This window comes from Aeromonas sp. 9A (genome assembly GCF_963900955.1).
Classification (GTDB): Bacteria; Pseudomonadota; Gammaproteobacteria; order Enterobacterales; family Aeromonadaceae; genus Aeromonas; species Aeromonas salmonicida.
The window spans coordinates 3,887,397-3,912,726 of sequence record NZ_CAWRFG010000001.1 but is presented as its reverse complement, the minus strand read 5'-3'; the positions used below and the strand labels follow the sequence as shown (position 1 = coordinate 3,912,726).

Below are 25,330 nucleotides of genomic sequence, written 5' to 3'. Positions count from 1 at the left end.
AGAGCCGACCTCAGGGTCGGCTTTTTTGTGTCCGCTGTCCGCCACGCTTGTTTCCTATGAGACCCTCTGTTACAACGGAGAGCTCCCCGCACGACGGGCAACAAGGAGCAGTATGATGTCGTGGGCCCTCCTCAGGCAGTTTTCCCCTCTGGTCTGGACAGTGATCCTGGGTACCTTCATGGTGCGCACCAGCTATTACATGGTCTGGCCGTTTCTCTCCATCTTGCTCTATCGGGAGTATGCCCTTTCGGCCACCAGTATCGGTGCCATGCTGGGGGCGACTGCTGCGATCTCGACTCTGGTCAGTTTCTATGGTGGCTGGCTGTCGGACAAGCTGGGGCGGCGCAACATCTTGCTGGCCGGTTGTCTGGTCGCGCTGCTCTGCTACGGCCTGTTGGGATTTGCCCACTCTGTATTCTGGTTAGGGGTCGGGGTGCTTGGCAGCGGCCTCTCTTCCGGCTTGATCGATGCGCCCGGCAAGGCGCTGATGGCCGACAGCCTCATCTTTGCCAAGGCCCGCGAGCTGGCACTCCACCTGCGTTACTTCTTGCTCAACCTGGGGGCGGCGATCGGGCCCCTGCTTGGGGTGACGCTGGGGATCAGTGCCCAGCAGCACACTTTTTTGCTGCTCTCCGGCAGCTATCTGCTGCTGGGAGCCGCCTTCGTCTGGGGTTTTCGCCAGCTGATTGAGGGCGAGCAGCGCAGCGACGGCCTGGGTCTGCGCGCCGCCATCAAGGTGCTGTGGCTGGATTTGGGTTTTCTGTTGCTGGTGATGGCCAATCTGCTGATGGTGCTGGTCTACTCCCAGTTTCACTCGCCGCTGGTGCAATACCTGACTCGGGCAGAAACCCCAGAGGTGGCGAAACTGGTCGCCATCCTGGTGACCACCAATGCACTGACCGTGGTTGTGCTGCAATTCCCCCTGCTGCATCTGCTCGCCCGCTGGCCGCACAAGGTGCGGCTGCAGGTCGGCATCATGTTGTTTCTGGGGGCTCAGGTGCTGTTTGCGCTGGGGGATCCCCAGCAGTGGTCACACTGGATCGGGGCCGTGCTGTTGCTGAGCGTGGGGGAGACCATTCTGTTTCCGCTGCTCAACGTGCTGATCGACCAGATGTCGCCCCCTCATCTCAAGGGGAGCTATTTCGGCGCCGGTGCGCTGGCCGGGCTGGGTGGGGCCATTGGCGCCGTGCTGGGAGGCTGGATTATCGAGCAGTGGAATGGCCAGTGGCTCTACATACTGATGACGCTGCTCTGCGTGCTGACTTTTCTGTTGTACGAATGGGGGGCCCGGATCCCGCGCCCCGAGGCGGCGAAATCCTGTGCCCACCAAGGCTAGTGGGTCTCTTTCGGATTCACCTCTTTCAGCGCCTTCTTGGCGGCATACATGCGCTCGTCGGCCAGCCGGATCAGGCTGTTGCCCTCGTCGAACTGCAATGGCCCTGTCTGCACCAGGCCGATGCTGAGGGTCACATCACCTATCTGCTCTGCCAGTGTGTGGGTCAGCCGTTGCAGATAGACGTCTCTGGCCTGATCCTCGCTGCAGTTGGGCAGGATCAGACAGAACTCGTCTCCGCCGTAACGAAAGCAGCAGTCCTCGGCCCGTGACACCTTGCGGATGGACGCGCCCACTATGCGCAGTATCTCGTCTCCCCGCTGGTGCCCCTGGGTGTCGTTGATCTGTTTGAAGTCGTCGATGTCGAGGTAGGCAATGACCACTGGCTCGGCCCTGCGCTGGCAGGTGCGCAGGGTGCGGGTCAGGTTCTCCTGCAGGTGGCGCACGCTGAGCAGGCCGGTGAGGGCATCGGTGCGGCTCATCTCCTCCAGTTGCTGGGTACGCTCCCTGACCTTCTCCTCCAGCGCTTTGGCATAGATCTCCGACTTCTCCTTGGATGACTCTATCTCCGAGACCAGGCTGCGGATGTAAGTTTCGAATACCAGGGTAATGTCGAACAGAAACAGTTTGTCGAGGGCGGTCAGCATGGCGATGCGCTCGGGCTCATGGGCTATCTGGAGGAAGATATCCTCGATGAGCAGACCCTTGAGGGTGTTGATGGCCGCCAGATAGAGCTTGGGTTCCACCCCGATCCGCTTGTGTACCAGCCCGATCCGCAGCCGGTTGTTGACGTACTCCAGGTCATACAGGCCGCTGAACAGATCGAGTATGTAACGGCGCTGAGCCGCTCTGAGTCTTGTCAGCGTATCGGCATCGCCGATCAGCAGGGCAATCTCGGTGATCCCGGTCTGCAGTATATAAAACTTGTCGACCAACATATCAATATGAGGTTCTATCTTGGCGCGATAGCTGGCGAGCCGGGTGAAGTCGTCCTCGTCCAGCAGCAGCAGCTCCTTGCGATGGGCGATCTCAAACTCGGTGATCCGCATCTGTTCCAGCAGGGTCTGTTCGGTTGGATTCATGGTAGTTCCCTGAACGAATATGAGGGGGGCGCACATCGTTATCTAATTGACAGTGTAGACAGTAAAAACAGGGTAATGGTTTTCAAATGGCGCAGGCTCCCCGCTGATCAAGACTTGCGCCTCTGAGGCTGTGAGCTGGCTAGAAGGTCAGCACCTTGTCGGCTGCCAGTGTCCATTGGGCCAGCAGTGGCAGGGTACCAATCTCGATCCCCTCAATGAGGGGCAGCGCCGTGATGCCGCGGGCATCGGTGCAGGTCTTGCACAAACGGATGGCGGTGCCCTGTGCCAGCAGTATCTCCAGCATCTGGCGCAGGTTGTAACCCTCGGCCGGGGCTTGCCCCGCCAGGGCGGCACTGACAGCGTCGGACATCAGGAACAGCTGCAGGCTGGCGCCACCCTGCTCGCCCAGGGCAATAGCCAGACGCAGGGTATTGAACAGGGACTCGCTGCCATAGGGGGCGCCGTTGGCAATGATGACAATATGTTGATTCATAAGAGACTCCATCACGAAAACACCATTGTAGACCCGGCCGGCCTGTATTGGCGTGATGTTGCACAAACTCTGTCGTACCGGTTTGCGCATGACTTGACCCGGTTGGCCGAGTACGGTCTGATAGGCGACCATCAAACATGACAGAGGAATGAGGTCGTTATGTGGAAGGTTTTCGGAATAAGTATGCTGCTGTTGGCCGGTCAGGCTTATGGCAGCCAGCAGGTCGGCTGCAAGGCTCGGCAACAGGCAGTGGCGGATCAGCTGGTTTTCGCCAAGGCGCACAATAATGCGGATCAGATAGCCGGGCTGGAGCAGGCGCTGCGCAACATAGAGGCCCACTGTACCGATGACGGTCTGTTCAAGGAGCAGCAGCAACGGGTAGCCAAGCTGAAAGAGCAGGTGAATGAGCGGCTGCTCGAGCTGCAAAATGCGCGTGTGTCGGGCAAGCCGGACAAGATCGCCAAGAAGCAGGCAAAGCTGGAAGAGGCCCAGGCCAAGTTGCTGGCGGCCCAGAGCGAGCTGGATGCCCTGAGCAAGCTGATCAAACCCTGAACGACGAATTGCACAATGAAAAAGCCGGGCATGCCCGGCTTTTTCATTTTTCAGCAGGCACTCATGTCAGATCCCCCGTCGCCCCACCATGTTGGCGGGCACTACCCAGGCATCGAACTCCTGCGCCGTGAGGTGGCCGGAGGCGATGGCGGCCTCCCGCAGGCTGAGCCCCTCACTGTGGGCCCGCTTGGCTATCTCGGCCGCCTTGTCGTAACCGATGTGAGGGTTGAGTGCCGTGACCAGCATCAGGGAGCCGGCCAGCAGCTCGTCTATGCGGGCCCGGTTGGGTGTGATGCCGGTGGCGCAGTGGTCGTGGAAGCTCTGCATGCCGTCGGCCAGCAGGCGCACGCTCTGTAAAAAGTTATGGGCGATCAGTGGGCGGAAGACGTTCAGCTCGAAGTTGCCGCTGGCGCCGCCTATGTTGATCGCCACGTCGTTGCCCATCACCTGGGCACACAGCATGGTGAGCGCCTCGCACTGGGTCGGGTTGACCTTGCCGGGCATGATGGAGGATCCGGGTTCATTTTCCGGAATGAGCAGCTCACCGAGCCCGCTGCGGGGGCCGCTGGCCAGCCAACGTACGTCGTTGGCGATCTTCATGAGTGACGCGGCCAGCGTCTTGAGGGCGCCGTGAGCATGAACCAGGGCATCGCTGCTCGCCAGCGCCTCGAATTTGTTGGGAGCACTCACCAGGGGCAGGCTCGTCTGCTCCGCCAGGGTGGCCGCCACGGCATCGGAAAAACCGGGTGGCGTGTTCAGGCCGGTGCCGACGGCCGTGCCCCCCAGTGCCAGTTCGCAAAGATGGGGCAGGGCGGCTCGAATGTGGCGCTCCCCCTGTTCCAGCTGGGCAACCCAACCGGAGAACTCCTGCCCCAGGGTGAGCGGGGTGGCGTCCTGCAAGTGGGTGCGGCCAATCTTGACGATATCGTCGAAAGCGTGGGCCTTGCGGGCCAGCGTCGCGCTCAGGGTGATCAGGGCGGGCAGCAGTTGCAAGGTAATGGCAGTGACGGCGGCCAGGTTCATGGCGCTCGGGAAGACATCATTGCTCGACTGACTGAGGTTGACCTGATCGTTGGGATGGACGAGACAGCCCTGCCCCCGCGGACCGCCGAGCAGCTCGCTGGCCCGGTTGGCCAGCACCTCGTTGACATTCATGTTGGTCTGGGTGCCCGAGCCTGTCTGCCAGACGCGCAGTGGAAACTCTTCCTCATGCAGGCCGCACAGGACTTCATCGGCGGCGCTCATGATGGCCTGGGCCGTGCGGGCGGGCAGCAACCCCTTGGCGTGATTGACCCGGGCGCAAGCAGACTTGATACGGGCCAGGGCGCAGATGAGCTCGGCGGGTTGGCGTTCCCCCGAGATGTCGAAGTGGAGCAGGGAGCGCTGGGTCTGGGCGCCCCACAGCCGTTCGGCCGGCACCTCTATCTCCCCGAAGCTGTCGTGTTCGATCCGTGTCGTCATCGCATACTCCCGTCTAACAAAACAAGGGGCGAGGGAAGATCCCTTGCCCCTTACAGCATGGCAAACCGCCGGTTCGGCGGCTCAGATCAGCACCTCACCTCTATGCCCCCTTTTTGTGAGGGCTAAAGGGGGTCAACTTAGCCAGCGGGGTGGCATCCATGAATTCCTGCACCTCCTCGCCGTGTTTGAAGATCTTGTAGCTCTCGCCGCGGGCGCTCCAGTATTCGAGGGTGTCGCCGCTACTCTCACCGCTTATCTGCAGCAGGCTGGCTTCGCGCAGGGCCACCACATGTTCGCTCGGATTGATGGCGCAGAACTCCGCCAGACGTTCGTCGCGGGTTTCGCCCATGTGACCGCTGATGCTGGCATCCAGATAATGAGGGTTGATCTGCAGCGGGAACAGGCCCAGTGCAGGCAGCACGGCGGCGTTGCACACCGGCATGTCGTTGGTGGTGCGAATGCTGGGGGTTGCCACATTGCAGCCTGCGCTCCAGCCCACATAGGGCACGCCCCGCTCGCGTACCGCGCGCTGGATTGGCACGACCAGACCATATTCGTGCAGTAGCTGGTTCAGGCGCCAGGTATTGCCACCGCTGATGAAGATGGCATCAGCCTGATTGATGGCATCCACAGGGTCATCAAACTGATGAATACTGATGGCTTCTACCCCCAGACTCTCGGTGAGATCGCGGGCGCGGGCATCCCAGTCGCTGCGGATCACGGCGTAGGGGATCAGAAGTATGCGTTTGACTTGTTTTCGGGCGAGCAGGGTTTGCACCCTATCCCGGGCCCAACCGAGCAGACCCGGAAATTCAGTGGCTTTACCGTTGCTGAGAAGAAGCAGTTCCATGAAGCGTGTCCTCGATGAGTGAAAGCGGAGGCATCATCGCCAGAGCCTGGCGACAAGAGTCCCCATTCTAGCCTCATTGGTGCCCGGGTTCTGTGATCCCGTCGCTCCACCTTGGCAATCGCCCCCATTGCTGCGCCCCTTGGCGCTTGCCGTGACCAAGGGCGGTTCACTTTGTTTGAAAACAATCAGGGGGCCCGCGGGCCCCCTGATTGTTGATAACACCATCAAGTTAGTCGAGCTTGAGGTCGACCCACACCAGCCGGTGATCCGAGCTCACTCCCTTGGCGATGCCCAGCTTGGCGTCGTACACCAGGTGATAGCCCGGCTCGAAGCTGGCGGGCCAGAACACGCCCGAGGCGACCGCGTTCAGGTTGGCGGAGGGCAGCAGGTGATCGAGCTGCAGGCCGCTGCTGCTGGTGATGCGCTCCGGGGTGGGGCGCTTGTTGTTGCGCTTGCACTGATCCGGCTGGCTGGCGAGGCATTCGGGGCCGCCCTGGCTGACCGGAATGATGGCGCCGTTGGTGACCGCCTGGTTGACCAGCACATGGTTGTGCAGATCCTGAATGGCGGTGAGATCCCCGTCGCCAATCTGGGGATCGGCGTTGAGATCCCCGGCGATGACGAACTTGGCGCCCTCGGCCAGGCCGCCGGCCTTGCCCGCGTCATCCACTATGTAGCTGGCGGTCTCCACGTAGTCCTGCCAGAAGGCGACTTCGGCGCGGTTGTGCTTGACGTTGTGGCGCGCCGCGTTGCCGAAGATGGGCGGGGTCGGGTGGGAGATGAGGAAGTGGATAACCTCCTCCTTGTTGCCGCGCTTGATGCGCACCGGCACGTCGGCGTGGTTCTTGGAAGAGAGGGGGAACTGCTGCCAGGCGGCGTCGTCATACCAGGCATCGCCACACTGGCGGCCCGCCGGGATCGGGGCCTTGGGGTTGCTGCAGTCGTCGATGACAGGGTTCGATTCGCCCGGCATGTCCTTCCACTTGAAGTGCTGGAAGGTGCGGATCTGCTTGGTATCGATGGGGTACTGGGACATGACGGCGAAGGCGTACTGGCCGTGGTAGTTGCCAAAGCCCCAGGCGTCGTCCGGCCCTGTGTTGACCTTGCCATCCTGGTTGAGGTCATGGCCGCTCATCAGGCCGGTGTTGGTGGCGAAGTTTTGCAGCACAGGGTAGCTGATGGCGGTCACCTCGCCGTGCTGGGCGTGGGCCAGATAGTTGTCGTTGAACGCCTTCAGATCGGCGGTGCCGGCTCCCTTGCCGTCGTTGTCGAACTCGTTGAGCAGGAAGACGTCCGGCCGGGTGCGCTGCACTATCTCGGCGATATTGCGGATCTGCTGCACGTCCAGGGCCTTGGTCTTCTCTGCGCCGCTCAAGGTGCCGTCGGCGAGGCGAGCCAGCAGGCTGTCCTGCTCGGCGCGGGTCAGGGCCAGTTCCCCGCTCAGCATGCCGGGAGCGGTGCGATCAAAGGAGAGGTTGAAAGTTGCGAAGCGAACCATGGGGGTCGGGGTCTCGGAGTCGTTTTGGCTGTTACAGCCTGCCATCAATCCGAGGGAAATGGCAGCGGCGAGTAGGGACTTGCTGATTTTTTTCATTGTAATATTCCGTAGCATCAATAAGTTATACCTCATGGCACCAGAGCAGAGGCGCGCCCATTATAGGGAGCGCAACGTGGGGATGGGCACCGGATGGGTCAAAGTGTGAGTCCATTCACAGAGCAAATTCAGCGGGAGGTGAGATGAGTCGGCGGCAAACGGCCCTGGTGGTCGAGGGGGGCGCCATGCGCGGCATTTTTGCCGCCGGTGTGCTGGATGCCTTTCTGGCACAGGGCAGGACGGCGTTTGATCACTGTATCGGGGTCTCGGCGGGAGCGGTCAATCTGGCGGCTTTTCTGGCCGGTCAGCGGGGACGCAACCACAGCGTCATCACGGACTACTCCTGCCGCCCCGAGTTCATCAGTCTGGCCAGGTTCGTGCGTGGCGGTCACTGGCTCGATCTCGACTGGCTGTGGGCGATCACCATCCGCGAGTGCAGACTCGATCTAGCCCGCTTTGCCGTCAATCCGGTGCCGCTGACAGTGGTGACCACCCGGGTCTCGGACGGCCAGGCCGCCTACCTCAAGGGGAACGCGGCCGAGCTGGAGCAGCAGATCAAGGCCTCCTGCTCTGTGCCCCTGGTCTATCGCGACTTCGTGCGCATCGGCGGGGAGGCCATGACGGATGGTGGGGTGGCCGACTCCATTCCGGTGCGTTACGCCTACGAACAGGGGGCGCGCGATATTACCGTGGTACTCTCCCGCCCCCTCGGCTATCGCAAGCGGGCGCCACGTCTGCCGGCCCTGCACCGTTATCTGCTGCGCCAGACCCCGGCTCTGGCTCGCGCCAGCCTGGCTCGCCATCACAGCTACAACGACGCCATCGACTTCATCCGTCAGCCACCGGCGGATTGTCACATCCGGCTCATCCACCCGCCGGCGGGCTTTCGGGTCGGTCGCATGACCACAGACAAGGGGCGGCTGGAGCAGGGTTACCAAATGGGCTGGCAGGCGGCCCTGGATTATCTGGCGGCCGACCGGGCCCAGTTTTGAATCGTCTGGCGGCTCCGCCCGGGGCCGCTACCATGAAAAACCATGGCAATGCCGCTGCGGGTCAGTGATGAATCACTTCGCCCGCCACTCCCCGTCTTGATTGCCAAAGCTCACGCCCTGCTCGTCGTCTTAATATGCAGCTGGATAATAGTTTGCGATATTTAAAACAAAATGGTCAGCATTGCCGGCATGAGAAAATATCACTATTAATTTGAGCTAAATAATCCACGAGTCAAATTGTGACGGATTAATAGAGCCGGTGGGGAACTTTCCTGATTGGTGTTTTTTAATACGTTTTAATATTTATTAAATCTGTTTTTATTCATATGCATAGGGTGAGTTAGCTTATGCGAAATAGATTGTTAGCGCTGGGTTGAATCTCTTTACATTAATGGCGAATTGATAGCCTGACTTCATCTCGGCTACTGTCCCCTCTCGATTCGTTTGGGTAGCAAACGGATACATCCATAATAACGACAGAGACTGGACGCATTGATAAAGAGTCATCTTTATTGATTTTATCCTGCCTAAAGGAGCCGGAATAATGAGTGGTTTATCTTCCCATCAAATTGCCCGTGAGATATTTGCCGAGTTGTTGCCCTATCGTCGCCGCTTTCCCGATCCCATCCTGGACCGGCACAGCGAAGAGCAGGAGGTGGCGGCCATCCAGATCCCCCGGCTGCAGGCCTTCATCGAGCGGGGCGAGACCATCACCTGCGTCTTGCCCGCTTTTCCCACCAAGTCGCCGAACCCGAACAAGGTACTTGGCACCCTGCCGGACATGGCGGAGCGCCTCTCCCTCAGCTTTCTCAATCACCTCTGCCAGCGTATCCAGCTGCACTACCGGCCCGGCATGCGGATCCTGATCTGCTCGGATGGCCATGTCTTCGGCGATCTGATCCGGGTATCGGACCCGGCCATCGATGCCTATCAGGCCCACATAGAGCAGCTGATCCTGGAGCTGGGGGCGACCCACCTCGGGGTCTTTCACCTGGGGATGGTGGCGGGCATGGCCGAGTTCTGCGCCAGCCGTGATTTCGACACCTTGCGTGAACAGCTGGTTGAGCGTTATGCCGAGCCGCTGGCGCAGATAAGCGAGGAGGTGAAGACCACGGAGGAGGGGGTTCGTCTCTATCGTGCCATGACCCGCTTCCTGTATGAAGACAGTCAGCTGCCGGACACGCCACTCTCCAACACGGCGCTGCAGCGGGATGCCAAGTCGCGCACCCACGGCGTGATCCAACGCAGCCGCGCCTGGGGCAAGCTGCTGGCGGAGCGCTTCCCCGAGGCCATCCGTCTCTCCATCCACCCCCAGGCCAGCCACAGCCTGAAGATGGGCATTCACATGCTGCCGACCCGGGATGACTGGCTCACTCCCTGGCACGGGGTCGCGGCCAATCTGGATGGCCAGTTCGTGCTGATGAAGCGGCGCGACGTGCTGGCCCTGGAGCATGAACTGGTCCATATCCACGGCCGTCCGAGCCACTACCTGATCCACAGCAAACGGGCCGCCGCCTGAGGAGTTCACCATGACTGCATCCATTATTCCCCTCGGCGGCGAGCTCTGCCGTATCCATCCCCAGGTTCCCTTTGGCCTGCTGATCGAACCGGCCAGGAGCGAGCAGCCGGTGCAGGCTCTGCCGGTCGGGTCGCTGCGCGAACTGGCCCGTCGCCACGGCGTGCTGATCCTGCGTGGATTTGGTTCGGGCTTTGTCGACCCCGAGCGGCTGACCCATTACGCCGAGCGCTGGGGCGAGATCATGATGTGGCCCTTCGGCGCCGTGCTGGATGTGAAAGAGCACGAGAACGCCACCGATCACATCTTCGACTCCAGCTATGTGCCGCTGCACTGGGATGGCATGTACAAGCCAACCGTGCCGGAGTTCCAGCTGTTTCACTGCGTGCATGCACCGGCCGCCGATGAGGGTGGACGCACCACCTTCATCAATACCCGCCAGCTGCTGGTGGATCTCGATGGCGAGCGGCTGGCCCGCTGGGAGCGGGTGCGGATCACCTATCGCATCAAGCAGGTGGTGCACTACGGCGGCGAGGTGAGCTCGCCCCTGCTGGTGCCTCATCCTGTGAGCGGCGAGACCGTCATGCGCTACAACGAGCCGCCGCGCGAGGGGGTTCGCTTCCTCAACCAGCATGCGCTGCAGATTGAGGGGATCCCGCCCGAGGATCAGGCCGCCTTCCTGCAGGATTTGCACGAGCGACTCTATGATCCCCGCTACTTCTATGCTCACCAGTGGCAGCCGGGGGATGTGGTGATTGCCGACAACTTCGGCCTGCTGCACGGGCGGGAAGGCTTCACCGCCCGTTCGGCACGCCATATCCAGCGGGTCCATATCCAGGCCAGTCCGCTCTGCCTCAACCCGGCGCTGGCGCCGCAAGGGGCTGCGTGATGGCGACCATTTTGCTGGCGGCCACCGCCACTCCCGGCCACGTCAACCCCATGCTGGCGGCGGCCCGCCTGCTGGTGGGGGAGGGGCACAGGGTGCTGATGCTGTGCGGGGCCCTGTTCGAAAAAGGGATCCGCCAGAGCGGCGCCGAATTTGTGTCCTTCTCCCCCGAGGTGGATTTTGACTACCGGGCGTTGGAGCAGCACTTCCCCGAGCGTGCCGAGTTGAGCGGCACTGCCCAGATGGCGCTGGCACTCAGGCGTTTCTTCGCCGCGCCCATCCCGCAACATGACAGCCGGTTGCGGGCGCTGATCGCTGAAGAGGGGGTGGATCTGCTGCTGCTGGAGAACGGCTTCTACGGAGTGCTGCCGCTGCTGCAACAGGCCCGCAGCCAGCGCCTTCCCATCCTGATGCTGGGGGTGAACCCCGTCTCTTTCTCGAGCCTGGATGCCATCTTCTACGGCCCGCGCATCGCCCCCGAGCTGCGCCACTCCCTTGGCGAGCTGCCTTGGCTGGATGAACAGACCCGGCGACTGCAGGCCGAGGTGCAGCAGAGCTTCGATGCTGCCCTGGCCGAGGCGGGGGCGCCGCCGCTGGCGGCCCCCTTCACCGATGTGATGGTGACGGCGCCGGATGCCTTCCTGCAGCTCTCCTGCGCCGGCTTTGAATATGAGCGGCCGGAGCTTGAGGGGCTGATCCGTCATATCGGCCCCCTGCTGCCACCCCGGATTGCGTTGACGCCGCCGCCCTGGTGGGAACGGCTGGATGGTCGGCCGCTGGTCATTGTCAGCCAGGGCACCCTGGCCAACGTGGATCTGGGGCAACTGCTGATCCCGGTCATGCAGGGGCTGGCGGGTGACGAGGTGCAGTTGCTGCTGACCACGGGCGGGCGGGATCCGGCGCTGCTGGGCCCATCCATCCCCGCCAATGTGATCGTCACCGACCATGTGCCGTTCGAGCTGGCGCTGCCCCGTGCCGCCGTGCTGGTGACCAACGGCGGCTATGGTTCTGTGCAGGCCGCACTGGCCCACGGTGTGCCATTGGTGGTGGCTGGCACAGGGGAGGACAAGGCCGAGGTGGCCACCCGGGTGGCGTGGAGTGGCGTTGGCATCAATCTGCACAGCAACGAGCCGACGGCAGAGGCCGTGGCTGCGGCAGTGCGCAAGGTGGTGCACGAGCCGCGCTATCGGGCACGGGCGCACCTGCTGGCCGACGAGATGGGTAGGCTGGATGCCAGGGCCGCCATCAGGGAGGCTGTAGCCCGCCTGCTTGCCAGAGCCTGCTGAAGAGAGGGAGACCCATGGGTCTCCCTTTTGTTCATGCTCTACTCATTTTCTGATTGTTAGCTTGGCAAGGGTAAAAATGACAAGTCAGGAGCAGTGAATAGACTGTTCATGCAAAAAGAGCCATCCTGACGTTGAAATTTTGTCCGACTCAGGGAAGAATGCGCGCTCGGTGATTGGCCTCGGGCGCCAGGTGACTCGTCACAGGTCAGACCGAGGATGACACGGCCCCCGGCCAACTTGGTACAGGAAACCACACAGGAATTTTATGAATCCTTTTCGCACTGCCGCTTCGGCCCTTTTATTTACGCTGACGCTGGTCAGCTATCAGGCTGCTGCCGTTGAATACCAGCTGCCCGCTGCCAATAGCCGCCTGATCGGTGAGAACCTGGAGTATGTGGTACCCGCGGACAATCGCCCGCTGGAGCAGATCGCCTCCGACTTCCAGTTGGGTCTGACCAACATCATGGAAGCCAACCCCGGGGTCGATCCCTATCTGCCGACACCGGGCAGCAAGCTGATCATTCCTCATCAGCTGATCCTGCCGAATGCGCCCCGTGAAGGTATCGTCATCAACGTGGCCGAGATGCGCCTCTATTACTACCCGAAAGGCAAGAATGTCGTCGAAGTGCTGCCCATCGGTATCGGCCAGCTGGGTGTGAATACCCCGGAAAACTGGATCACCAAGGTTGAACGCAAGCGTGCCAACCCGACCTGGACTCCGACCGAGAACATCCGTCGCCGTTATGCGGCCCAGGGCAAGACACTGCCTGCGGTCTGGCCAGCGGGTCCGGACAACCCCATGGGTCTGCATGCCCTCTATATCGGCAACCTGTATGCCATCCACGGTACCAACGCCACCTTCGGCATCGGTCTGCGAGTGAGCAGCGGCTGCGTGCGCCTGCGCGCCGACGACATCAAGTATCTGTTTGACAACGTGCCGGTCGGCACCCGCGTCCAGTTCGTCAATCAGCCGGTCAAGTCCACGGTCGAGCCCGATGGCGGTCGCTACATGGAAGTCCATGAGCCACTGTCACGCAATGAGGAAGAGTTCAACTCCTCGGCGTCCGTGCCGCTTCCCATGACTCCTGCCATTACTCGCTTCATCGCTCATGCCGACAGCGACTCCAATGTGGTCAAACAGGTGCTGGAACAGCGTACCGGTATGCCGACGCGTCTCAACCCCTGAGCCTGATGGCTTGAATGTGAGACTCGGTAATGACAACGGCGACCCTATGGTCGCCGTTGTTGTTTCTGTCCTCGGCAGTGGGATTATTTGTGGCTGATGGTGACGATCGCCATTGTGCGGCCTTCATCGACCCACTGGTAGGAAACCTGACTGTGGGAGAGGCTCATTGACGCCTCTCTTGCCAGCTGTTGCAGATCAACTGTCTCGGTTGTTTGTGAGGGGCCGGAGAGGCAGGTGACCTGCATCTGCTTCTCTTGCTGGTTGACGCGGCAGGCATCTTCCACGATGGCGCCGCTGAAGGTGATGCGTCCTGTGCTGCTTGCCGAAGCGGCCTGTGCCATCGATATGCCCAGTGTGGCGAGGGTGATCGCCATTGCGATTGTCTTCATGCAGACCTCCATATTGTCTTGCACTTTGGTAGGAAACCGCGTTTTCATTGCCTTGCATTGTCAGTATCGACGGTGCCAGGCGGGGCATGAGCATTATTTGACCATTAGCCGGCAAGCTCCAAGCCACAGGTCAGAATAAAAAAGAGGGCAACCCTTGGGGTTGCCCTCTTGCTGTTCAGAACGGGACAAAGTGCCATTTTCTCTTTAAATGCGAGGGTTACTTGCCCGCAATGTTCAAACCACCGAAACGGATCAGCGGCGCGTAGAAGCCCTTGCCATCGTTGTGCTGCAGACGGTCACCGACCGCTTCCAGCTCGCCGAGCAGGCGGTAGAAGTTGCCTGCGACCGTGATGCCGCGCACCGGCTGGACTCGCACGCCATTCCGGCACAGGAACCCTGACGCGCCGAACGAGAAGTCACCGCTCACCGCATCAGCCCCTGAGTGCAGGCCATCGAGTTTGACCAGCTCCAGATACTCGCCGGTTTTGACCTCTGCCTCGCTGTGGGGACCTGTGCCAAACACCAGATGGCGAGTGGTCACATCCAGCGCGCTGCGGGCGCTGCGGGCGGCCGAGCCGTTGCTCGCCACGCCAAAGTGGTGGGCTGTGGCGCTGTTGTGGAGCAGGGTTTTCAGCTCTCCCTCGCCAATCAGCAACAGATCCGAGGTGGCTGTCCCCTCGCCATCGAACGCCTTGATGTTCATGCCGCCCGGCATATAGGCCCGGCTCTCCAGGGTGAGCCAGCGAGAGGCCACAGACTGGCCCACCTTGTCTCGCCAGGGGTTGATCCCCTGCTGGGCCCACTTGCCCGAGAGCGCTGCCTGGAAGCAGCCAAACAGGCTGGCGAAGCAGTTGGTGCTGAAAATGGCGCTGTAGTGACCGCTCGGTACCGCTTCCCCCGGCAACAGGTCATGGGCCACAGCGTAGATCTGTTCGACAAGGGTCTGGCTATCCAGCTCGTCGAAGCGGCGGCCATACTGCCCTTGCGAGTGCATCGACTGGCGGCCATCCCGCTCCACCAGCGCCGAGGTATAGCAGCCGACGCTGAATTCACTGTGCTGGCAGAAGGTACCTTTGCTGTTGGCGAGCCAGAGCTGGCTCTCACCTTCAAAGAAGCCGTTGTAGGGGGCTCCGGTGACGGCCGGCAATGCCAGCATCTGCGCTTCGAGGCGCAGGGTCAGAGCGATCTTCTCCTCCACCGGCGTAGTATCGGGCTGGTTGATTTCGGCGCAGTCGGTGGTGATCCGGCTATTGGCCACCGAGATGTGCTGATCTGCGTCCACCTTGGCAAAGCGGCTGGCATCGAGGGCATCCTGCAGCATGGCATCGAGCGCCAGCTCATCGAGGGATTCCGAGTAGGCGATGCCGACCCGACCCTCTTTGATAAGGCGAATGCCGAGTTGCTGGCTGCTGGTGACCTTGTATTCCCCGAGCTCGCCCTTGTCGGCCTTGAGGGAGAAGGCTTTGTCCTGATTGGCGATGATATCCGCCTCGGCGCCCAGATCGGCGACCTTCTCCAGCAGGCGGGTGAGCAGGTTGTTCATATCGAGTGTGCTCATCAGGCGTTCCCTCCTACCAGGATCTTGTCAACTTTCAAGGCGGGTTGGCCGACAGACGTGGGTACCGAGCCCGAGACGGAGCCGCACATGCCGGCGGCCAGCGCCAGATTGCTCCCGACCATGGAGATCTCTTTGAGCACTTGCGGGCCCGTGCCGATCAGGGTCGCCGATTTGAGCGGGCGGGTGATCTTGCCGTGCTCGATGAGATAGGCCTCCTGCACGTTGAAGTTGAACTCGCCGGTACCCGGCTGCACCGAGCCGCCCCCCATCTTCTTGGCATAGATGCCGTGCTCGACTGTGGCCAGCATATCGTCGAGGCTGTGGTTGCCCGGTTCGATATAGGTGTTGCGCATGCGCGAGGTGGGGGCGTATTTGTAGGATTCGCGCCTTCCCGAGCCGGTCCGGGCGTAGCCAGTCTTGAGGGCGCCCATTCTGTCCACCAGAAAACCGGTCAGCACGCCGTCCTTGATGAGCTGGGTGTGCTGGGTCGCCATCCCTTCGTCATCGACGTTGATGGAACCCCAGGCGTTGCTCTGCAAGCCTTCATCCACAGCGCTGACTGCCGGATTGGCGATCAGCTGGCCCATCTTGTCGTGGAATACCGAGGCCTTCTTGGCGACCGAGGTGGTCTCCAGCAGGTGGCCGCAGGCCTCGTGAAAGATGACGCCGCCAAAGCCGCTCTCCATGATGACCGGCAGGGTGCCGCTCGGGCAGGGGGCTGCACCGAGTTTCACCAGCGCTTGGCGAGTGGCGGTGAGGGCCAGCTCGCGCGGATCGATACGATCTGCGTGTTCCCAGCCCATCAGGGCGCCGGGAGCCTCATAGCCTACGCTCTGTTCGCTCCCCTCAACGGCGATGGTCTGGGCCATGATGCGGTTGTAGTGGCGGCGATCGCTCACCTGCAACCCTTCGCTGTTGAAGATCTCCACCTCCTGCTCCCAGCCCAGTACATTGCCGGAGAACTGGCTCACCTTGCTGCTTTCGGCGCGGGCCACCGCATCCATGGCGTGCAGATAGGCAATCTTCTGCTCCAGCTGCTTGTCGGCCGACAGCGGCAACGCCACCGGGTTGCGATCGGTCAATCGGGTGAAATCGAAGGCGGTGGCGGTCACCACTGGGTCGCGTCTGTCTTTGGCCGCCAGCAGAGTGACGATGCGCAGCAGCTCGTCGCGGCTGGCCAGATTGGTGTAGCCGTAGAGCACCTTGTGGCCGTAGCACAGGCGCACGCCTATGCCGAAATCGAGGCCGCCACTGATGTTCTCTATCTGGCTGGAGAGCAGGCTGAGCTGGCTGCGGCGCTTGCGCTCCACAAACAGCTCGGCGAAGTCAGCCCCAAGCCGTAGCGCGTGATCGAGTACGTCGCGGGCAATGGCGGGGGCCAACAGGGAGAATGGGGTCATAGAATATCCTTTTCTGGTCTGTTCCTGTTTGCTTCCGACACCCGTTCTGATTGTGTTATGGGGTGTCGATTGCATTGTTGCAGACCAGCACAAAAAAGTCGCTATAGCGTCAAGCGATGATACCGATTGAGAAAATCGGTGCGATAACTGCGCCCGGACGGCCAATGCATCGGGACACTGGCCGCCGGTCAGGGGCTCACAACAGTTCGTGGATCTCGCCGAGGATCTGGTCGACCCACTGCTCGATGCGAGATTCGGTCTGGTCATACTGGTTGGCGTCATCGAGGGCCAGCCCGACGAAATGCCGGCCATCGTCGATCAGCGCCTTGGAGGCGTCGAACTCGTACCCTTCGTTTGGCCAGTAACCCACCAGTTTGACCCCCTTGGGCACCAGCTGATCGTGCAGGAGGCCGAGGGCATCCTGATACCATTCGCCATAGCCCAGCTGATCGCCCATGCCAAACAGGGCTATGATGCGCCCCTCCAGATTGACATCGGCTATGTCTTCCCAACGGGATTCCCAATCTTCCTGCAGTTCGCCGAAATCCCAGGTGGAGATGCCCAGGATCAGGATGTCGTACTCCTGCATGCGGACAAGGGGCACATCCTTGATGTTATGGATATCGACCAGCTCGGGGCCAATGAGGGCGCGGATCTTCTCGGCGGCCATCTCTGTGTAACAGGTGGTGGAACCGTAAAACAAACCTATCTTCATCGCACTGTCCTTACCGTAAAACAGATCGCTCTTCATCCTGGCGGCGCGTGGGGCGTACGCGCCCGGAGGCAACAGGGAGGGGCGCCAGTTTAGCAGATAGACCGACGCCCTTCACGGGGCAAGCGTGGTGCAGGCCCTCAGATCCCGCTGTCGCCCGGCGCCTGGCGCGCTACAATGTGCCACCGTTTGCCCAAGACCCAATACCATGACCAAGCCAGCGCCTGCCGTGCACAATCATCCCCTGATCGAACCCTTCCTCGACGCCCTCTGGCTGGAGCGGGGATTGTCTGACAACACTGTCAGCTCCTATCGCAGCGATCTGGAAAAATTTGCCCTCTGGCTCGACGGGCAGGGCAGCTCTTTGCTGCTGGCCGGGATGGATGAGATCCAGCACTACCTCGCCTGGCGGGTGGATCACCAGTTCGCCGCCAGCAGCACGGCCCGTTTTCTGTCTGCCCTGCGCCGCTTTTATCAGTATCTGAACCGCGAAAAGCTACGCAGCGATGATCCGACCGTGCTGCTGGAGGGGCCCAAACTGCCCAAGAAGCTGCCCTCTGATTTGAGTGAAGCCGAGGTGGAAGCGCTGTTGCAATCACCGTTGGTGGATGACCCGCTGGAGCTGAGGGACAAGGCGATGCTGGAGCTGCTCTACGCCACAGGGCTGCGGGTATCCGAGCTGGTGGGGCTCACCGCCGAGCATGTCAGCCTGCGTCAGGGGCTGGTGAGGGTGGTGGGCAAGGGCAACAAGGAGCGACTGGTGCCCATGGGGGAGGAAGCGGTGCACTGGCTGGAGCGTTACTACCGGGAGGCACGCACCCTGCTGCTGGGGGGCACCAGCTCGGACGTGGTATTTCCCTCCAAGCAGGCCCGCATGATGACCCGTCAAACCTTCTGGCACAGGATCAAGCTCTATGCCCAGCGTGCCGGTATCCGCGGGGAGTTGTCTCCCCACACCTTGCGCCACGCCTTTGCTACCCATCTGCTCAATCACGGCGCCGATCTGCGGGTGGTGCAGATGCTGCTGGGCCACGCCGATCTCTCCACTACCCAGATCTATACCCATGTGGCCAACGAACGGCTCAAGGCGCTGCACGGCGAGCACCATCCCCGGGCTTAAGCGCGCTGCAAGCGATTCTTGCCCGTTTGCTTTGCCTGATAGAGGGCAGCATCCGCGCGGGCCATCACACTGTCCGGTGGGGTATCGAGGGATTCGGCAATGCCACCGCTAAAGGAGACGCTCAAGCCTGGTTCACGCCAATCCTGCTGACCCATGCTGGCGCGCCACAGCTCCATCAACTGCTGCGCGCTGGCAATGTCAGTCTGTTCAAAAATAGCGACAAACTCTTCTCCCCCAAAGCGGCAAAGGGTTGCGTGTTCCTCCAGCAATTGGTTACCGAGCTGAGCGGTGCGCTTTAAGACGGCATCGCCGATTGGATGGCCATAGGTATCATTGATTCGTTTGAAGTTATCAATGTCGATAATCGCCAATATGTATTGGTGATTATCTCTGTGTAGCGTGGCCAGGATCTCTTCCAGATGGCGGCGGTTGTATAAACCGGTTAAAGCATCACGCAGAGATTTCTCTGTCTCTGCCTGCATTTTGTCTGAAATCATCACTATTTCATCTTCCAGCTCTTCAATGCCGGCCAGTTTTGGGATCACAATTTGTTGTCCTGCTGGTGTGACTCTTAATTGGCGAACCACTTGAACCAATGTGCTTATTGTATGCTCCAGTCGCTGTCTGAAAATAATAGCGACCAGCGTAAAGATAGAGAGAGACAATATCAGGCTGATTAATGTTGTGGGCAACATTTCACCAATCAGAAAACTGTTGGTAAAAGGGAACACTGTGATGACCAGCCAGGACGGATTATTATGCAATGCATGGTAAGCGATGAGCTCTCCATCCATACTCATGAATGAGCCATTGCGACCCTTCAGTTCATCAGTCCAGGATGTGACCAATGGCATGCCGTTTTCAAGCGGATCACTGTGGGCGATAACCAGTCTGCTGCCTCGGTCGTAAAGCATATAGCCGACCTTGTCACCGCTCTCCAGCAGCCTGCCAATTCGGGCTGAAAAAACCTTCAAGTTGAGATCTATTCCGATTACCCCCAGAAAATTGCCTTGATTATTCAGTACTGCGTGAGAAAGCGTCACGACAGGTGTTTTTTGAACGGCATCAATATAAGGTGAGCTCCAGATACTGGTACCTGGCTTTTCCATCGCATTCTGGTACCAGGTTCGTTGGGTTACATTGATATCCTGTGGCATGGATGCCAGCGAGAAGTTGGCTTGCTTATTATTTTTCAATACATAATAAACCGTCTTTATCGGTCCTTCAGGATAAAGAAGATATTGCCAAATGTCGTGATATCTGGTGCGCAAGGAAATCGGCAATTGACCATCTTTTTTTTAATGTCATCGATGATGATGTTTATTTGTCGTTCGACAGAAGATAGCGAGTTATCCCATTGCTGGCCAGTGCTGTCATTAAAAAAACGCATTGTATTCAGCAGAGTGTTTTTTTGCATCACAGAAAAAAGATATGCGCTGCCCAGCGTTGTCAAAACAAGAGGCAGCGCCAACAAAAATAGAAAGCGAAGAATAAAACTGTGGTTGGAGCTGGATGAGGGGGTCACTGACATAATCACGATGCCTATATAGCGATGGAATAGGTATAACCATAGCTGATGGGCATCGTGATATGTGGTCGCTGCTTATATGAGCTGTTTACTTGCCTTGTTGTGACTTGAGCAGATCACGAATTTCGCTCAGCAGCTCCTGATCCTTGGTGGGACCTGTGGGGGCTGCAGCCTCTTCCTGCTTGCGCTTGAGAGTATTGATGGCTTTGAGCCCCATGAAAATGGCGAAGGAGATGATCAGAAAATCGATGATGGTCTGGATAAATTTGCCGTAGGCGATGACCACGGCCGGGGTTGCACCCTCTGCAGCCTTCAGGGTCACGGCCAGATCGCTGAAGTCCACACCGCCCAGGATCAGGCCGATGGGGGGCATGATGACGTCGCCCACGAAGGAGGAGACTATCTTGCCGAAGGCGGCACCTATGATGATACCGACCGCCATGTCGATGACGTTGCCTCGGGCGGCAAAGGCCTTGAACTCTTGAATCAGACTCATGTTTCCCTCCAAAAATGGGTAAATTGCAGCCGTCGCCGCATCAAAATTTGAATAATCAAGCATCAGGAAACCAGAGGATGGCCGCTTTTTTCCTGTCGTCACGGTTAGCTTGCTGGGCCGCTGCCCAATTGGCAACCTGTCAGGGAGGGATTTTTTTGCAGGTCTCTCTATTAATCAATCAGTAATTAACAAGTTGAGGCCAGGACATGGCCTGAGTTACCTTGTGAGTCCATTCGTTCATGCCAAGTGAGTAAAAGAGTGAAGCATTTACTACTGGGAATGATGCTGCTGTGCACCTTTGCTGCCAGCGCGGGGATGGATCCCCAATTATTGAAACAGCGTATAGAGCAGCGCCTCGGGGTGCAGGTCTATCTGGTGGATGAAACCCCCATGCCCGGTCTCTTCATGCTGGGCACCAGTCAGGGGCCGCTCTATACCGATGCCGGAGGCGACTATGTGCTTCAGGGCATCATGCTGGATCTGGGCCACGACATGAAAAACCTCACCATGCTGGGTCAGCGTCAGCAACGTCAGCGGGCGCTGGCCCAGATTGGCGAACGGCGTATGCAGCTCAAGGCCGAGCCCGAGCGTCACAGCGTCACCCTGTTTACCGATCTAACCTGCCGCAACTGCCGTACCGCGCTGGATGAGTTGCCCATTTTGCAGGCACAGGGGGTGAGTGTGCAGTTACTGCCAGCGCTGGGTACCTTCGCCGATGTGGTAGAGGCACAGGCGCTCTGGTGCGATCCTGGCCTGTTCAGCGAACTTGAGCTCAGTGATCGTTTGCCTGCGACCGGCTGTAATGAGATCCTTGCCCATCATATCGGCCTGAGCCAGTGGCTCGGGATCAAGGCGCTGCCGAGCTGGGTCCTGCCAAACGGGGATCTGGTGCGGGGTTATCAGAGCCCTGACCAACTGCTCAAGATACTGGATCACATCAATGCCCCTGCAAATCCGTCGTCGTCCGCGAGTTGATGATTCCCATCTGCCCGCTACTTTGCACCCACTGCTTCGTCAAGTCTTTGCCAGCCGGGGGGTAGAGGATCCTGCCCTGCTCGAGCGCAGCGCCAGCCAGCTGTTGCCGCCCCAGCGCCTGTTCGGCATGGAGCAGGCAGTGCCCCTGTTGGCAGCTGCGCTGACCGCCCAGCAGCGCATCCTGATCGTCGGTGATTTTGACTGCGATGGCGCCACCAGCTCGGCCCTGTGCGTGCTGGCATTGCGGGCCATGGGCGGCCACCACATCGATTTTCTGGTGCCCAACCGTTTCGAATTCGGCTATGGCCTGACCCCGGAGATAGTCGAGCTGGCGGTGGCACGCGGCGCCGAGTTCCTCATCACGGTGGACAACGGTATCTCCAGCATCGCCGGGGTGGCGGCGGCCAAGGCGGCCGGCATGCAGGTTCTGGTTACCGATCATCACCTGCCGGGCCAGGAGCTGCCTGCTGCCGATGCGATAGTGAACCCCAACCAGCACGGCTGCGACTTCCCCTCCAAGTCCCTGGCCGGGGTGGGGGTGGCCTTCTATCTGATGGCGGCCCTCAACACCCACCTGCGCCAATTGGGCTGGTATGAGCGCCAGGGCATTCGTGCCCCCAATGTGGCGGATTATCTGGATCTGGTGGCGCTCGGCACAGTCGCCGACGTGGTGGCGCTGGATGGCAACAACCGCATCCTGGTGCATCAGGGGCTGCAGCGGATCCGCGCTGGTCGCTGCCGTCCCGGCATTCAGGCGCTGGTGGACGTGTCGGGCCGCGATGGCCGACGCCTCACCGCCGCCGACCTTGGTTTCGCGCTGGGACCGCGTCTCAATGCCGTGGGCCGGCTCGATGACATGTCCCTCGGGGTCGCCTGTCTGCTGAGCGATGATCTCAATCTGGCGCGCCAGCTCGCCTCCGAGATGGACAGCCTCAATCAGGAGCGCAAGGAGATCGAGCAGGGGATGCAGGAGGAGGCACTCGCCACCCTGGAGCAGATCCGCTTTCGCGATGGCGAGGTGCCTTCCGGCATAGTGCTGCACAGAGACGAGTGGCATCAGGGGGTAGTGGGGCTGGTGGCCTCCAAGGTGAAGGAGAAGTACTACAGGCCTGTGATCGCGTTTGCCGAGAGCAGCGAGACCGAGCTCAAGGGTTCAGGTCGCTCCATTCCCGGTGTGCATCTGCGCGATGCCCTCGAACTGCTCGATACCCGCCATCCGGGCCTGATGGGCAAATTTGGCGGCCACGCCATGGCGGCGGGGCTGACCCTGCCCAAGGCCAATATCGAGGCCTTTGGCCGGGCGTTTGAGACGGTGATCAGTGAGCTGGTGACCCCGGAGCTGCTGACCGGGGTACTGCTCACCGACGGCGAACTGCTGTCGGATGAGCTCAGCCTTGAGCTGGCTGAGCTTATTCGCGCCTCCGGCCCCTGGGGCCAGGCCTTCCCCGAGCCGCTGTTTGACGGCGAATTCGTGCTGGTGCAGCAGCGGCTGGTGGGGGAGAAACACCTCAAGATGATGCTGACCACGGATTCGGGCCATGCGGTGGATGCCATCGCCTTCGGGGTCGACCTCAAGCGCTGGCCGGACGCCTCGGTGAAGCGGGTGCGGTTGGTCTACCGGCTCGACGTCAACGAGTGGCGTGGCAACCGCAGCGTGCAACTGCTGGTGGAGCATCTGGAGGCGGCCGGTCTTTAGTCCGGCAGCGATAGCTCTCTGTTGATGAAAACGGCCACTCTCGGGTGGCCGTTTTGTTATCGGAGACGGCGCTCATCACACCTGATGGACTCGAATGACAACGAGATGGGCCGATACGCCCCCATTTTTATCCCAGCTTTTAAATGCCGGTTTTGTGGGTAAAGTGGGTGTTTTACATCAAGTCTTGCTTCATACTGGATGCAAGAATTCAATAAATAGCGTACCTGTGATATATTCGCCCCCGTTCAATCCCTTGCCTTTTCAAGGAGTCTGACCTTTTGCCACCCCTTGGCCGATCACCGCCGGGATGGATGGCTCTCGCCATCGCCTGCTTACTGTGGCTTGCTGCGTTTACCGCGGCAGGGGTCACTGCATCCGATCAGCCGGCATCTGTTGTGTCTGCGGCCCGGATGCAACTGCACGAGCCGTCCGATCAAGGGTTGGCAAACAGTGTCAGTCTGCCACCTGCCGCTCATTGGCGGCTCGGCGTCGAGCAGGGGCGCCGGCTGGAGGGGGCCAATCACCCCCATTTCGGCCAGATGCTGTTGGCCTGGTTCCAGCACGACATCCTGGGTTTGCTCTGTGGTTTGTTGTTCTTCCTGCCCCTCATCTACCTCAGGCAGCTGTCCAGCTACTTGGGGGACCTTCATAAACGGCTGCTGTTCGGCCAGCATCTGCAATTTCGCTTCTGCCACGGTGACTCGTGTCCGGCTTGCTGCTGAGCGCGCACCGGATCCGGCGTTTCCCCGTCGACTGACTGTTTGACTTCTCTGCTGGCTGACGCCTGCGATCGGTTGCCGCGCCTTGTTGCCCCTGCCAGTGCGCTCTGACCTGTTGGTCAGGGTGCCGTGGCAGGGTTGTTCCCTGCACAAGCTGTGAGCCGATCCGATGGATTATTATGTAAACCTGTTTATTCAGTCGATTTTTGTCGAAAACCTGGCGCTGGCCTTCTTTCTGGGCATGTGTACCTTTCTGGCCGTTTCCAAGAACATCAACACGGCATTTGGCCTGGGCATGACGGTGCTGGTGGTCATGGTGATCGCCATTCCCCTCAACAACCTGATCTACCGTCATATCCTGCGCCCGGGCAGCACCTTCCTCGGGGAGTTTGATCTTGGCTTTCTCGATTTCATCATCTACATAGGGGTGCTGGCGGCGCTGGTGCAGGTGATGGAGATGGTGCTGGACAAGCATTTCCCGGCGCTCCATCACGCCCTGGGCATCTATCTGCCGCTGTTGACGGTGCACTGCGCCATCTTCGGCGGTGTCATGTTCATGGCCCAGCGGGATTACGATTTCATCGAATCCGTGGTGTATGGAGCGGGCTCCGGACTTGGCTGGTTGCTGGCCATCGTCGCCATCGCCGGCCTGCGCCAGAAGATGAAGTATTCGGATGTGCCCGAGGGGCTGCGCGGCATCGGCATCACCTTCATAGTGGCAGGGCTGATGTCGCTCGGCTTCATGTCCTTCTCCGGCATGTCGCTCTAGGCACGCTATCTGTGAAAACGGCCACTTGCGTGGCCGTTTTGCTATTCGGCGGGGGTTATCATCCCCAGCAGCCGGTCGTGGACCAGCGGCAGTGTCAGGAAGCCGTCCCGATCGAGGAAGTGGCCACCCTGCTCCAGGCTGTAGAGTGGCGCGGCCAGCTGCTCGCTCAGGTGCTGGCAGTAGCGATAGGGCACTATGGCATCATCGCGGGAGGCAACGACAACCCGTTGTGGTGCCAGTGTCATGATGTGCGCCGGGTCGTAACGCTGGGTCATGAAGGCATCCAGCTCCGGCAGGGTATGCAGTGGCTGGTCGAAACCGGATACCAGCAGGATACCGCCCACCCGGCGGGAGGCGGGCAGGCGGCTGAGCTGGCGCAGTATGGCGATGCAGCCGAGGCTGTGGCCCAGCAGGAAGGTGTGCTCGTCGTGATCCTGGACAAGGCGGTCCATGGCTTGATCCCAGGCATCAGGCTCGGGATGGTGCGGGTTTGGCATGGCCAGCACCTCGACCTGGATACCGCGGGACTCGAGTTTCTCCTTGAGCCAGGGGAACCAGTGGGACTGGGGGGAGGCGGTGTAACCGTGCACGATAAAGACGCGGGTGTGTGACATCTGCATGATCCTGAAACGGGGCAACAGGGAATGAAAAACCGTGCCGCTGCGGCAACTGGCCGGGGCGGCCACATCATAGCAGCCCCCGCCTGACCGCAACACGCCCCTGGCGGGATGGGGGGC

24 protein-coding genes are annotated in these 25,330 nt (G+C 60.3%); 12 read left to right on the top strand and 12 right to left on the bottom strand.

The window, feature by feature from the left end:
• Positions 1-25 precede the first annotated feature (25 nt).
• The gene (locus tag AACX78_RS18045; RefSeq protein WP_339389593.1) at positions 26-1,336 is read left to right on the top strand and encodes an MFS transporter; all 1,311 of its coding nucleotides are present in this window, start codon (positions 26-28) and stop codon (positions 1,334-1,336) included.
• Here AACX78_RS18045 and AACX78_RS18040 read toward each other — a convergent pair.
• Positions 1,333-2,415: a protoglobin domain-containing protein gene (locus AACX78_RS18040; protein WP_058393766.1), complete on the bottom strand. Its 1,083-nt coding sequence runs from the start codon at positions 2,413-2,415 to the stop codon at positions 1,333-1,335. The genes AACX78_RS18045 and AACX78_RS18040 overlap by 4 nt on opposite strands.
• 139 nt (positions 2,416-2,554) lie before the next feature.
• Positions 2,555-2,908 carry a DsrE/DsrF/TusD sulfur relay family protein gene (locus AACX78_RS18035; RefSeq protein WP_096118667.1) on the bottom strand — a complete coding sequence of 118 codons (354 nt, stop codon included), beginning with the start codon at positions 2,906-2,908 and terminating at the stop codon, positions 2,555-2,557.
• 159 nt (positions 2,909-3,067) lie between these two features.
• Here AACX78_RS18035 and AACX78_RS18030 point away from each other — a divergent pair, with 159 nt between their 5' ends.
• Positions 3,068-3,460 carry a DUF1090 domain-containing protein gene (locus AACX78_RS18030; RefSeq protein WP_058393767.1) on the top strand — a complete coding sequence of 131 codons (393 nt, stop codon included), beginning with the start codon at positions 3,068-3,070 and terminating at the stop codon, positions 3,458-3,460.
• Positions 3,461-3,526: 66 nt separating this feature from the next.
• Here AACX78_RS18030 and fumC read toward each other — a convergent pair whose 3' ends face one another.
• The 3 genes from fumC to AACX78_RS18015 all read right to left on the bottom strand — a co-directional run bounded on the left by fumC (position 3,527) and on the right by AACX78_RS18015 (position 7,365).
• The gene (gene fumC, locus AACX78_RS18025; RefSeq protein ID WP_159167022.1) at positions 3,527-4,921 is read right to left on the bottom strand and encodes a class II fumarate hydratase; all 1,395 of its coding nucleotides are present in this window, start codon (positions 4,919-4,921) and stop codon (positions 3,527-3,529) included.
• A gap of 100 nt (positions 4,922-5,021) precedes the next feature.
• Positions 5,022-5,771: a dipeptidase PepE gene (pepE, locus tag AACX78_RS18020; protein WP_159167021.1), complete on the bottom strand. Its 750-nt coding sequence runs from the start codon at positions 5,769-5,771 to the stop codon at positions 5,022-5,024.
• A 229-nt stretch (positions 5,772-6,000) separates the two neighbouring features.
• Positions 6,001-7,365 carry an endonuclease/exonuclease/phosphatase family protein gene (locus AACX78_RS18015; RefSeq protein WP_201302892.1) on the bottom strand — a complete coding sequence of 455 codons (1,365 nt, stop codon included), beginning with the start codon at positions 7,363-7,365 and terminating at the stop codon, positions 6,001-6,003.
• A 143-nt stretch (positions 7,366-7,508) separates the two neighbouring features.
• Here AACX78_RS18015 and AACX78_RS18010 point away from each other — a divergent pair, with 143 nt between their 5' ends.
• The 5 genes from AACX78_RS18010 to AACX78_RS17990 all read left to right on the top strand — a co-directional run bounded on the left by AACX78_RS18010 (position 7,509) and on the right by AACX78_RS17990 (position 13,231).
• A complete protein-coding gene (locus AACX78_RS18010) occupies positions 7,509-8,357 on the top strand; it encodes a patatin-like phospholipase family protein (protein ID WP_159167019.1) in 849 nt (282 codons plus the stop codon).
• Positions 8,358-8,901: 544 nt separating this feature from the next.
• On the top strand, positions 8,902-9,876 hold the full coding sequence (locus AACX78_RS18005; RefSeq protein ID WP_021138153.1) for an L-tyrosine/L-tryptophan isonitrile synthase family protein: 975 nt from the start codon (positions 8,902-8,904) through the stop codon (positions 9,874-9,876).
• 10 nt (positions 9,877-9,886) lie between these two features.
• A complete protein-coding gene (locus tag AACX78_RS18000) occupies positions 9,887-10,762 on the top strand; it encodes a TauD/TfdA dioxygenase family protein (protein WP_159167018.1) in 876 nt (291 codons plus the stop codon).
• Positions 10,762-12,045 (top strand): glycosyltransferase, encoded by a 1,284-nt coding sequence (locus tag AACX78_RS17995; RefSeq protein WP_159167017.1) that lies wholly within the window; start codon positions 10,762-10,764, stop codon positions 12,043-12,045. Before AACX78_RS18000 ends, AACX78_RS17995 begins: the two co-directional genes overlap by 1 nt.
• 265 nt (positions 12,046-12,310) lie before the next feature.
• Positions 12,311-13,231: a L,D-transpeptidase family protein gene (locus tag AACX78_RS17990; RefSeq protein WP_021138156.1), complete on the top strand. Its 921-nt coding sequence runs from the start codon at positions 12,311-12,313 to the stop codon at positions 13,229-13,231.
• An 83-nt stretch (positions 13,232-13,314) separates the two neighbouring features.
• Here AACX78_RS17990 and AACX78_RS17985 read toward each other — a convergent pair whose 3' ends face one another.
• The 4 genes from AACX78_RS17985 to fldB form a co-directional block, all read right to left on the bottom strand.
• Positions 13,315-13,620 (bottom strand): hypothetical protein, encoded by a 306-nt coding sequence (locus AACX78_RS17985; protein ID WP_005317463.1) that lies wholly within the window; start codon positions 13,618-13,620, stop codon positions 13,315-13,317.
• A 217-nt stretch (positions 13,621-13,837) separates the two neighbouring features.
• The gene (locus AACX78_RS17980; protein WP_159167016.1) at positions 13,838-15,178 is read right to left on the bottom strand and encodes a TldD/PmbA family protein; all 1,341 of its coding nucleotides are present in this window, start codon (positions 15,176-15,178) and stop codon (positions 13,838-13,840) included.
• Positions 15,178-16,578, bottom strand: coding sequence for a TldD/PmbA family protein (locus tag AACX78_RS17975; RefSeq protein ID WP_159167015.1), 1,401 nt, complete (start codon positions 16,576-16,578; stop codon positions 15,178-15,180). The genes AACX78_RS17980 and AACX78_RS17975 overlap by 1 nt, the downstream gene beginning before the upstream one ends.
• A gap of 196 nt (positions 16,579-16,774) precedes the next feature.
• Complete coding sequence (fldB, locus tag AACX78_RS17970; protein ID WP_005317454.1) at positions 16,775-17,293, bottom strand: flavodoxin FldB; 519 nt, start codon at positions 17,291-17,293, stop codon at positions 16,775-16,777.
• A 205-nt stretch (positions 17,294-17,498) separates the two neighbouring features.
• On the opposite strand from fldB, the gene xerD reads away from it, so the two are divergent.
• The gene (gene xerD, locus AACX78_RS17965) at positions 17,499-18,410 is read left to right on the top strand and encodes a site-specific tyrosine recombinase XerD (protein WP_159167014.1); all 912 of its coding nucleotides are present in this window, start codon (positions 17,499-17,501) and stop codon (positions 18,408-18,410) included.
• On the opposite strand, the gene AACX78_RS17960 is transcribed toward xerD, so the two are convergent.
• Positions 18,407-19,693 (bottom strand): diguanylate cyclase domain-containing protein, encoded by a 1,287-nt coding sequence (locus tag AACX78_RS17960; protein ID WP_445206868.1) that lies wholly within the window; start codon positions 19,691-19,693, stop codon positions 18,407-18,409. The two genes, xerD and AACX78_RS17960, sit on opposite strands and share 4 nt — an antisense overlap.
• Positions 19,694-20,026: 333 nt before the next feature.
• Positions 20,027-20,434, bottom strand: coding sequence for a large-conductance mechanosensitive channel protein MscL (gene mscL, locus AACX78_RS17955; RefSeq protein WP_159167013.1), 408 nt, complete (start codon positions 20,432-20,434; stop codon positions 20,027-20,029).
• A gap of 258 nt (positions 20,435-20,692) precedes the next feature.
• On the opposite strand from mscL, the gene AACX78_RS17950 reads away from it, so the two are divergent.
• The 4 genes from AACX78_RS17950 to nqrE all read left to right on the top strand — a co-directional run bounded on the left by AACX78_RS17950 (position 20,693) and on the right by nqrE (position 24,593).
• Positions 20,693-21,409: a disulfide isomerase DsbC N-terminal domain-containing protein gene (locus tag AACX78_RS17950; RefSeq protein ID WP_159167012.1), complete on the top strand. Its 717-nt coding sequence runs from the start codon at positions 20,693-20,695 to the stop codon at positions 21,407-21,409.
• Positions 21,375-23,105 (top strand): single-stranded-DNA-specific exonuclease RecJ, encoded by a 1,731-nt coding sequence (gene recJ, locus AACX78_RS17945; RefSeq protein WP_159167011.1) that lies wholly within the window; start codon positions 21,375-21,377, stop codon positions 23,103-23,105. Before AACX78_RS17950 ends, recJ begins: the two co-directional genes overlap by 35 nt.
• A gap of 410 nt (positions 23,106-23,515) precedes the next feature.
• Positions 23,516-23,827 (top strand): hypothetical protein, encoded by a 312-nt coding sequence (locus AACX78_RS17940; RefSeq protein ID WP_159167010.1) that lies wholly within the window; start codon positions 23,516-23,518, stop codon positions 23,825-23,827.
• A gap of 166 nt (positions 23,828-23,993) precedes the next feature.
• A complete protein-coding gene (gene nqrE, locus AACX78_RS17935) occupies positions 23,994-24,593 on the top strand; it encodes an NADH:ubiquinone reductase (Na(+)-transporting) subunit E (protein ID WP_017412923.1) in 600 nt (199 codons plus the stop codon).
• A gap of 41 nt (positions 24,594-24,634) precedes the next feature.
• Here nqrE and AACX78_RS17930 read toward each other — a convergent pair whose 3' ends face one another.
• Positions 24,635-25,207: an RBBP9/YdeN family alpha/beta hydrolase gene (locus AACX78_RS17930; protein ID WP_159167009.1), complete on the bottom strand. Its 573-nt coding sequence runs from the start codon at positions 25,205-25,207 to the stop codon at positions 24,635-24,637.
• Positions 25,208-25,330: the final 123 nt, after the last annotated feature.

What these genes read in the sequence shown, in the direction of transcription:
- recJ (WP_159167011.1), top strand. Translation starts at nt 21,375, where the DNA reads ATGCCCCTGCAAATCCGTCGTCGTCCGCGAGTTGATGATTCCCATCTG.
- AACX78_RS18010 (WP_159167019.1), top strand. Translation starts at nt 7,509, where the DNA reads ATGAGTCGGCGGCAAACGGCCCTGGTGGTCGAGGGGGGCGCCATGCGC.
- fumC (WP_159167022.1), bottom strand. Translation starts at nt 4,921, where the DNA reads ATGACGACACGGATCGAACACGACAGCTTCGGGGAGATAGAGGTGCCG.
- AACX78_RS17975 (WP_159167015.1), bottom strand. Translation starts at nt 16,578, where the DNA reads ATGACCCCATTCTCCCTGTTGGCCCCCGCCATTGCCCGCGACGTACTC.
- AACX78_RS18040 (WP_058393766.1), bottom strand. Translation starts at nt 2,415, where the DNA reads ATGAATCCAACCGAACAGACCCTGCTGGAACAGATGCGGATCACCGAG.
- AACX78_RS17985 (WP_005317463.1), bottom strand. Translation starts at nt 13,620, where the DNA reads ATGAAGACAATCGCAATGGCGATCACCCTCGCCACACTGGGCATATCG.
- AACX78_RS18030 (WP_058393767.1), top strand. Translation starts at nt 3,068, where the DNA reads ATGTGGAAGGTTTTCGGAATAAGTATGCTGCTGTTGGCCGGTCAGGCT.
- AACX78_RS17940 (WP_159167010.1), top strand. Translation starts at nt 23,516, where the DNA reads ATGCAACTGCACGAGCCGTCCGATCAAGGGTTGGCAAACAGTGTCAGT.
- AACX78_RS18035 (WP_096118667.1), bottom strand. Translation starts at nt 2,908, where the DNA reads ATGAATCAACATATTGTCATCATTGCCAACGGCGCCCCCTATGGCAGC.
- pepE (WP_159167021.1), bottom strand. Translation starts at nt 5,771, where the DNA reads ATGGAACTGCTTCTTCTCAGCAACGGTAAAGCCACTGAATTTCCGGGT.
- AACX78_RS18000 (WP_159167018.1), top strand. Translation starts at nt 9,887, where the DNA reads ATGACTGCATCCATTATTCCCCTCGGCGGCGAGCTCTGCCGTATCCAT.
- mscL (WP_159167013.1), bottom strand. Translation starts at nt 20,434, where the DNA reads ATGAGTCTGATTCAAGAGTTCAAGGCCTTTGCCGCCCGAGGCAACGTC.
- xerD (WP_159167014.1), top strand. Translation starts at nt 17,499, where the DNA reads ATGACCAAGCCAGCGCCTGCCGTGCACAATCATCCCCTGATCGAACCC.
- fldB (WP_005317454.1), bottom strand. Translation starts at nt 17,293, where the DNA reads ATGAAGATAGGTTTGTTTTACGGTTCCACCACCTGTTACACAGAGATG.
- nqrE (WP_017412923.1), top strand. Translation starts at nt 23,994, where the DNA reads ATGGATTATTATGTAAACCTGTTTATTCAGTCGATTTTTGTCGAAAAC.
- AACX78_RS17980 (WP_159167016.1), bottom strand. Translation starts at nt 15,178, where the DNA reads ATGAGCACACTCGATATGAACAACCTGCTCACCCGCCTGCTGGAGAAG.
- AACX78_RS18015 (WP_201302892.1), bottom strand. Translation starts at nt 7,365, where the DNA reads ATGAAAAAAATCAGCAAGTCCCTACTCGCCGCTGCCATTTCCCTCGGA.
- AACX78_RS17995 (WP_159167017.1), top strand. Translation starts at nt 10,762, where the DNA reads ATGGCGACCATTTTGCTGGCGGCCACCGCCACTCCCGGCCACGTCAAC.
- AACX78_RS17990 (WP_021138156.1), top strand. Translation starts at nt 12,311, where the DNA reads ATGAATCCTTTTCGCACTGCCGCTTCGGCCCTTTTATTTACGCTGACG.
- AACX78_RS18005 (WP_021138153.1), top strand. Translation starts at nt 8,902, where the DNA reads ATGAGTGGTTTATCTTCCCATCAAATTGCCCGTGAGATATTTGCCGAG.
- AACX78_RS17930 (WP_159167009.1), bottom strand. Translation starts at nt 25,207, where the DNA reads ATGTCACACACCCGCGTCTTTATCGTGCACGGTTACACCGCCTCCCCC.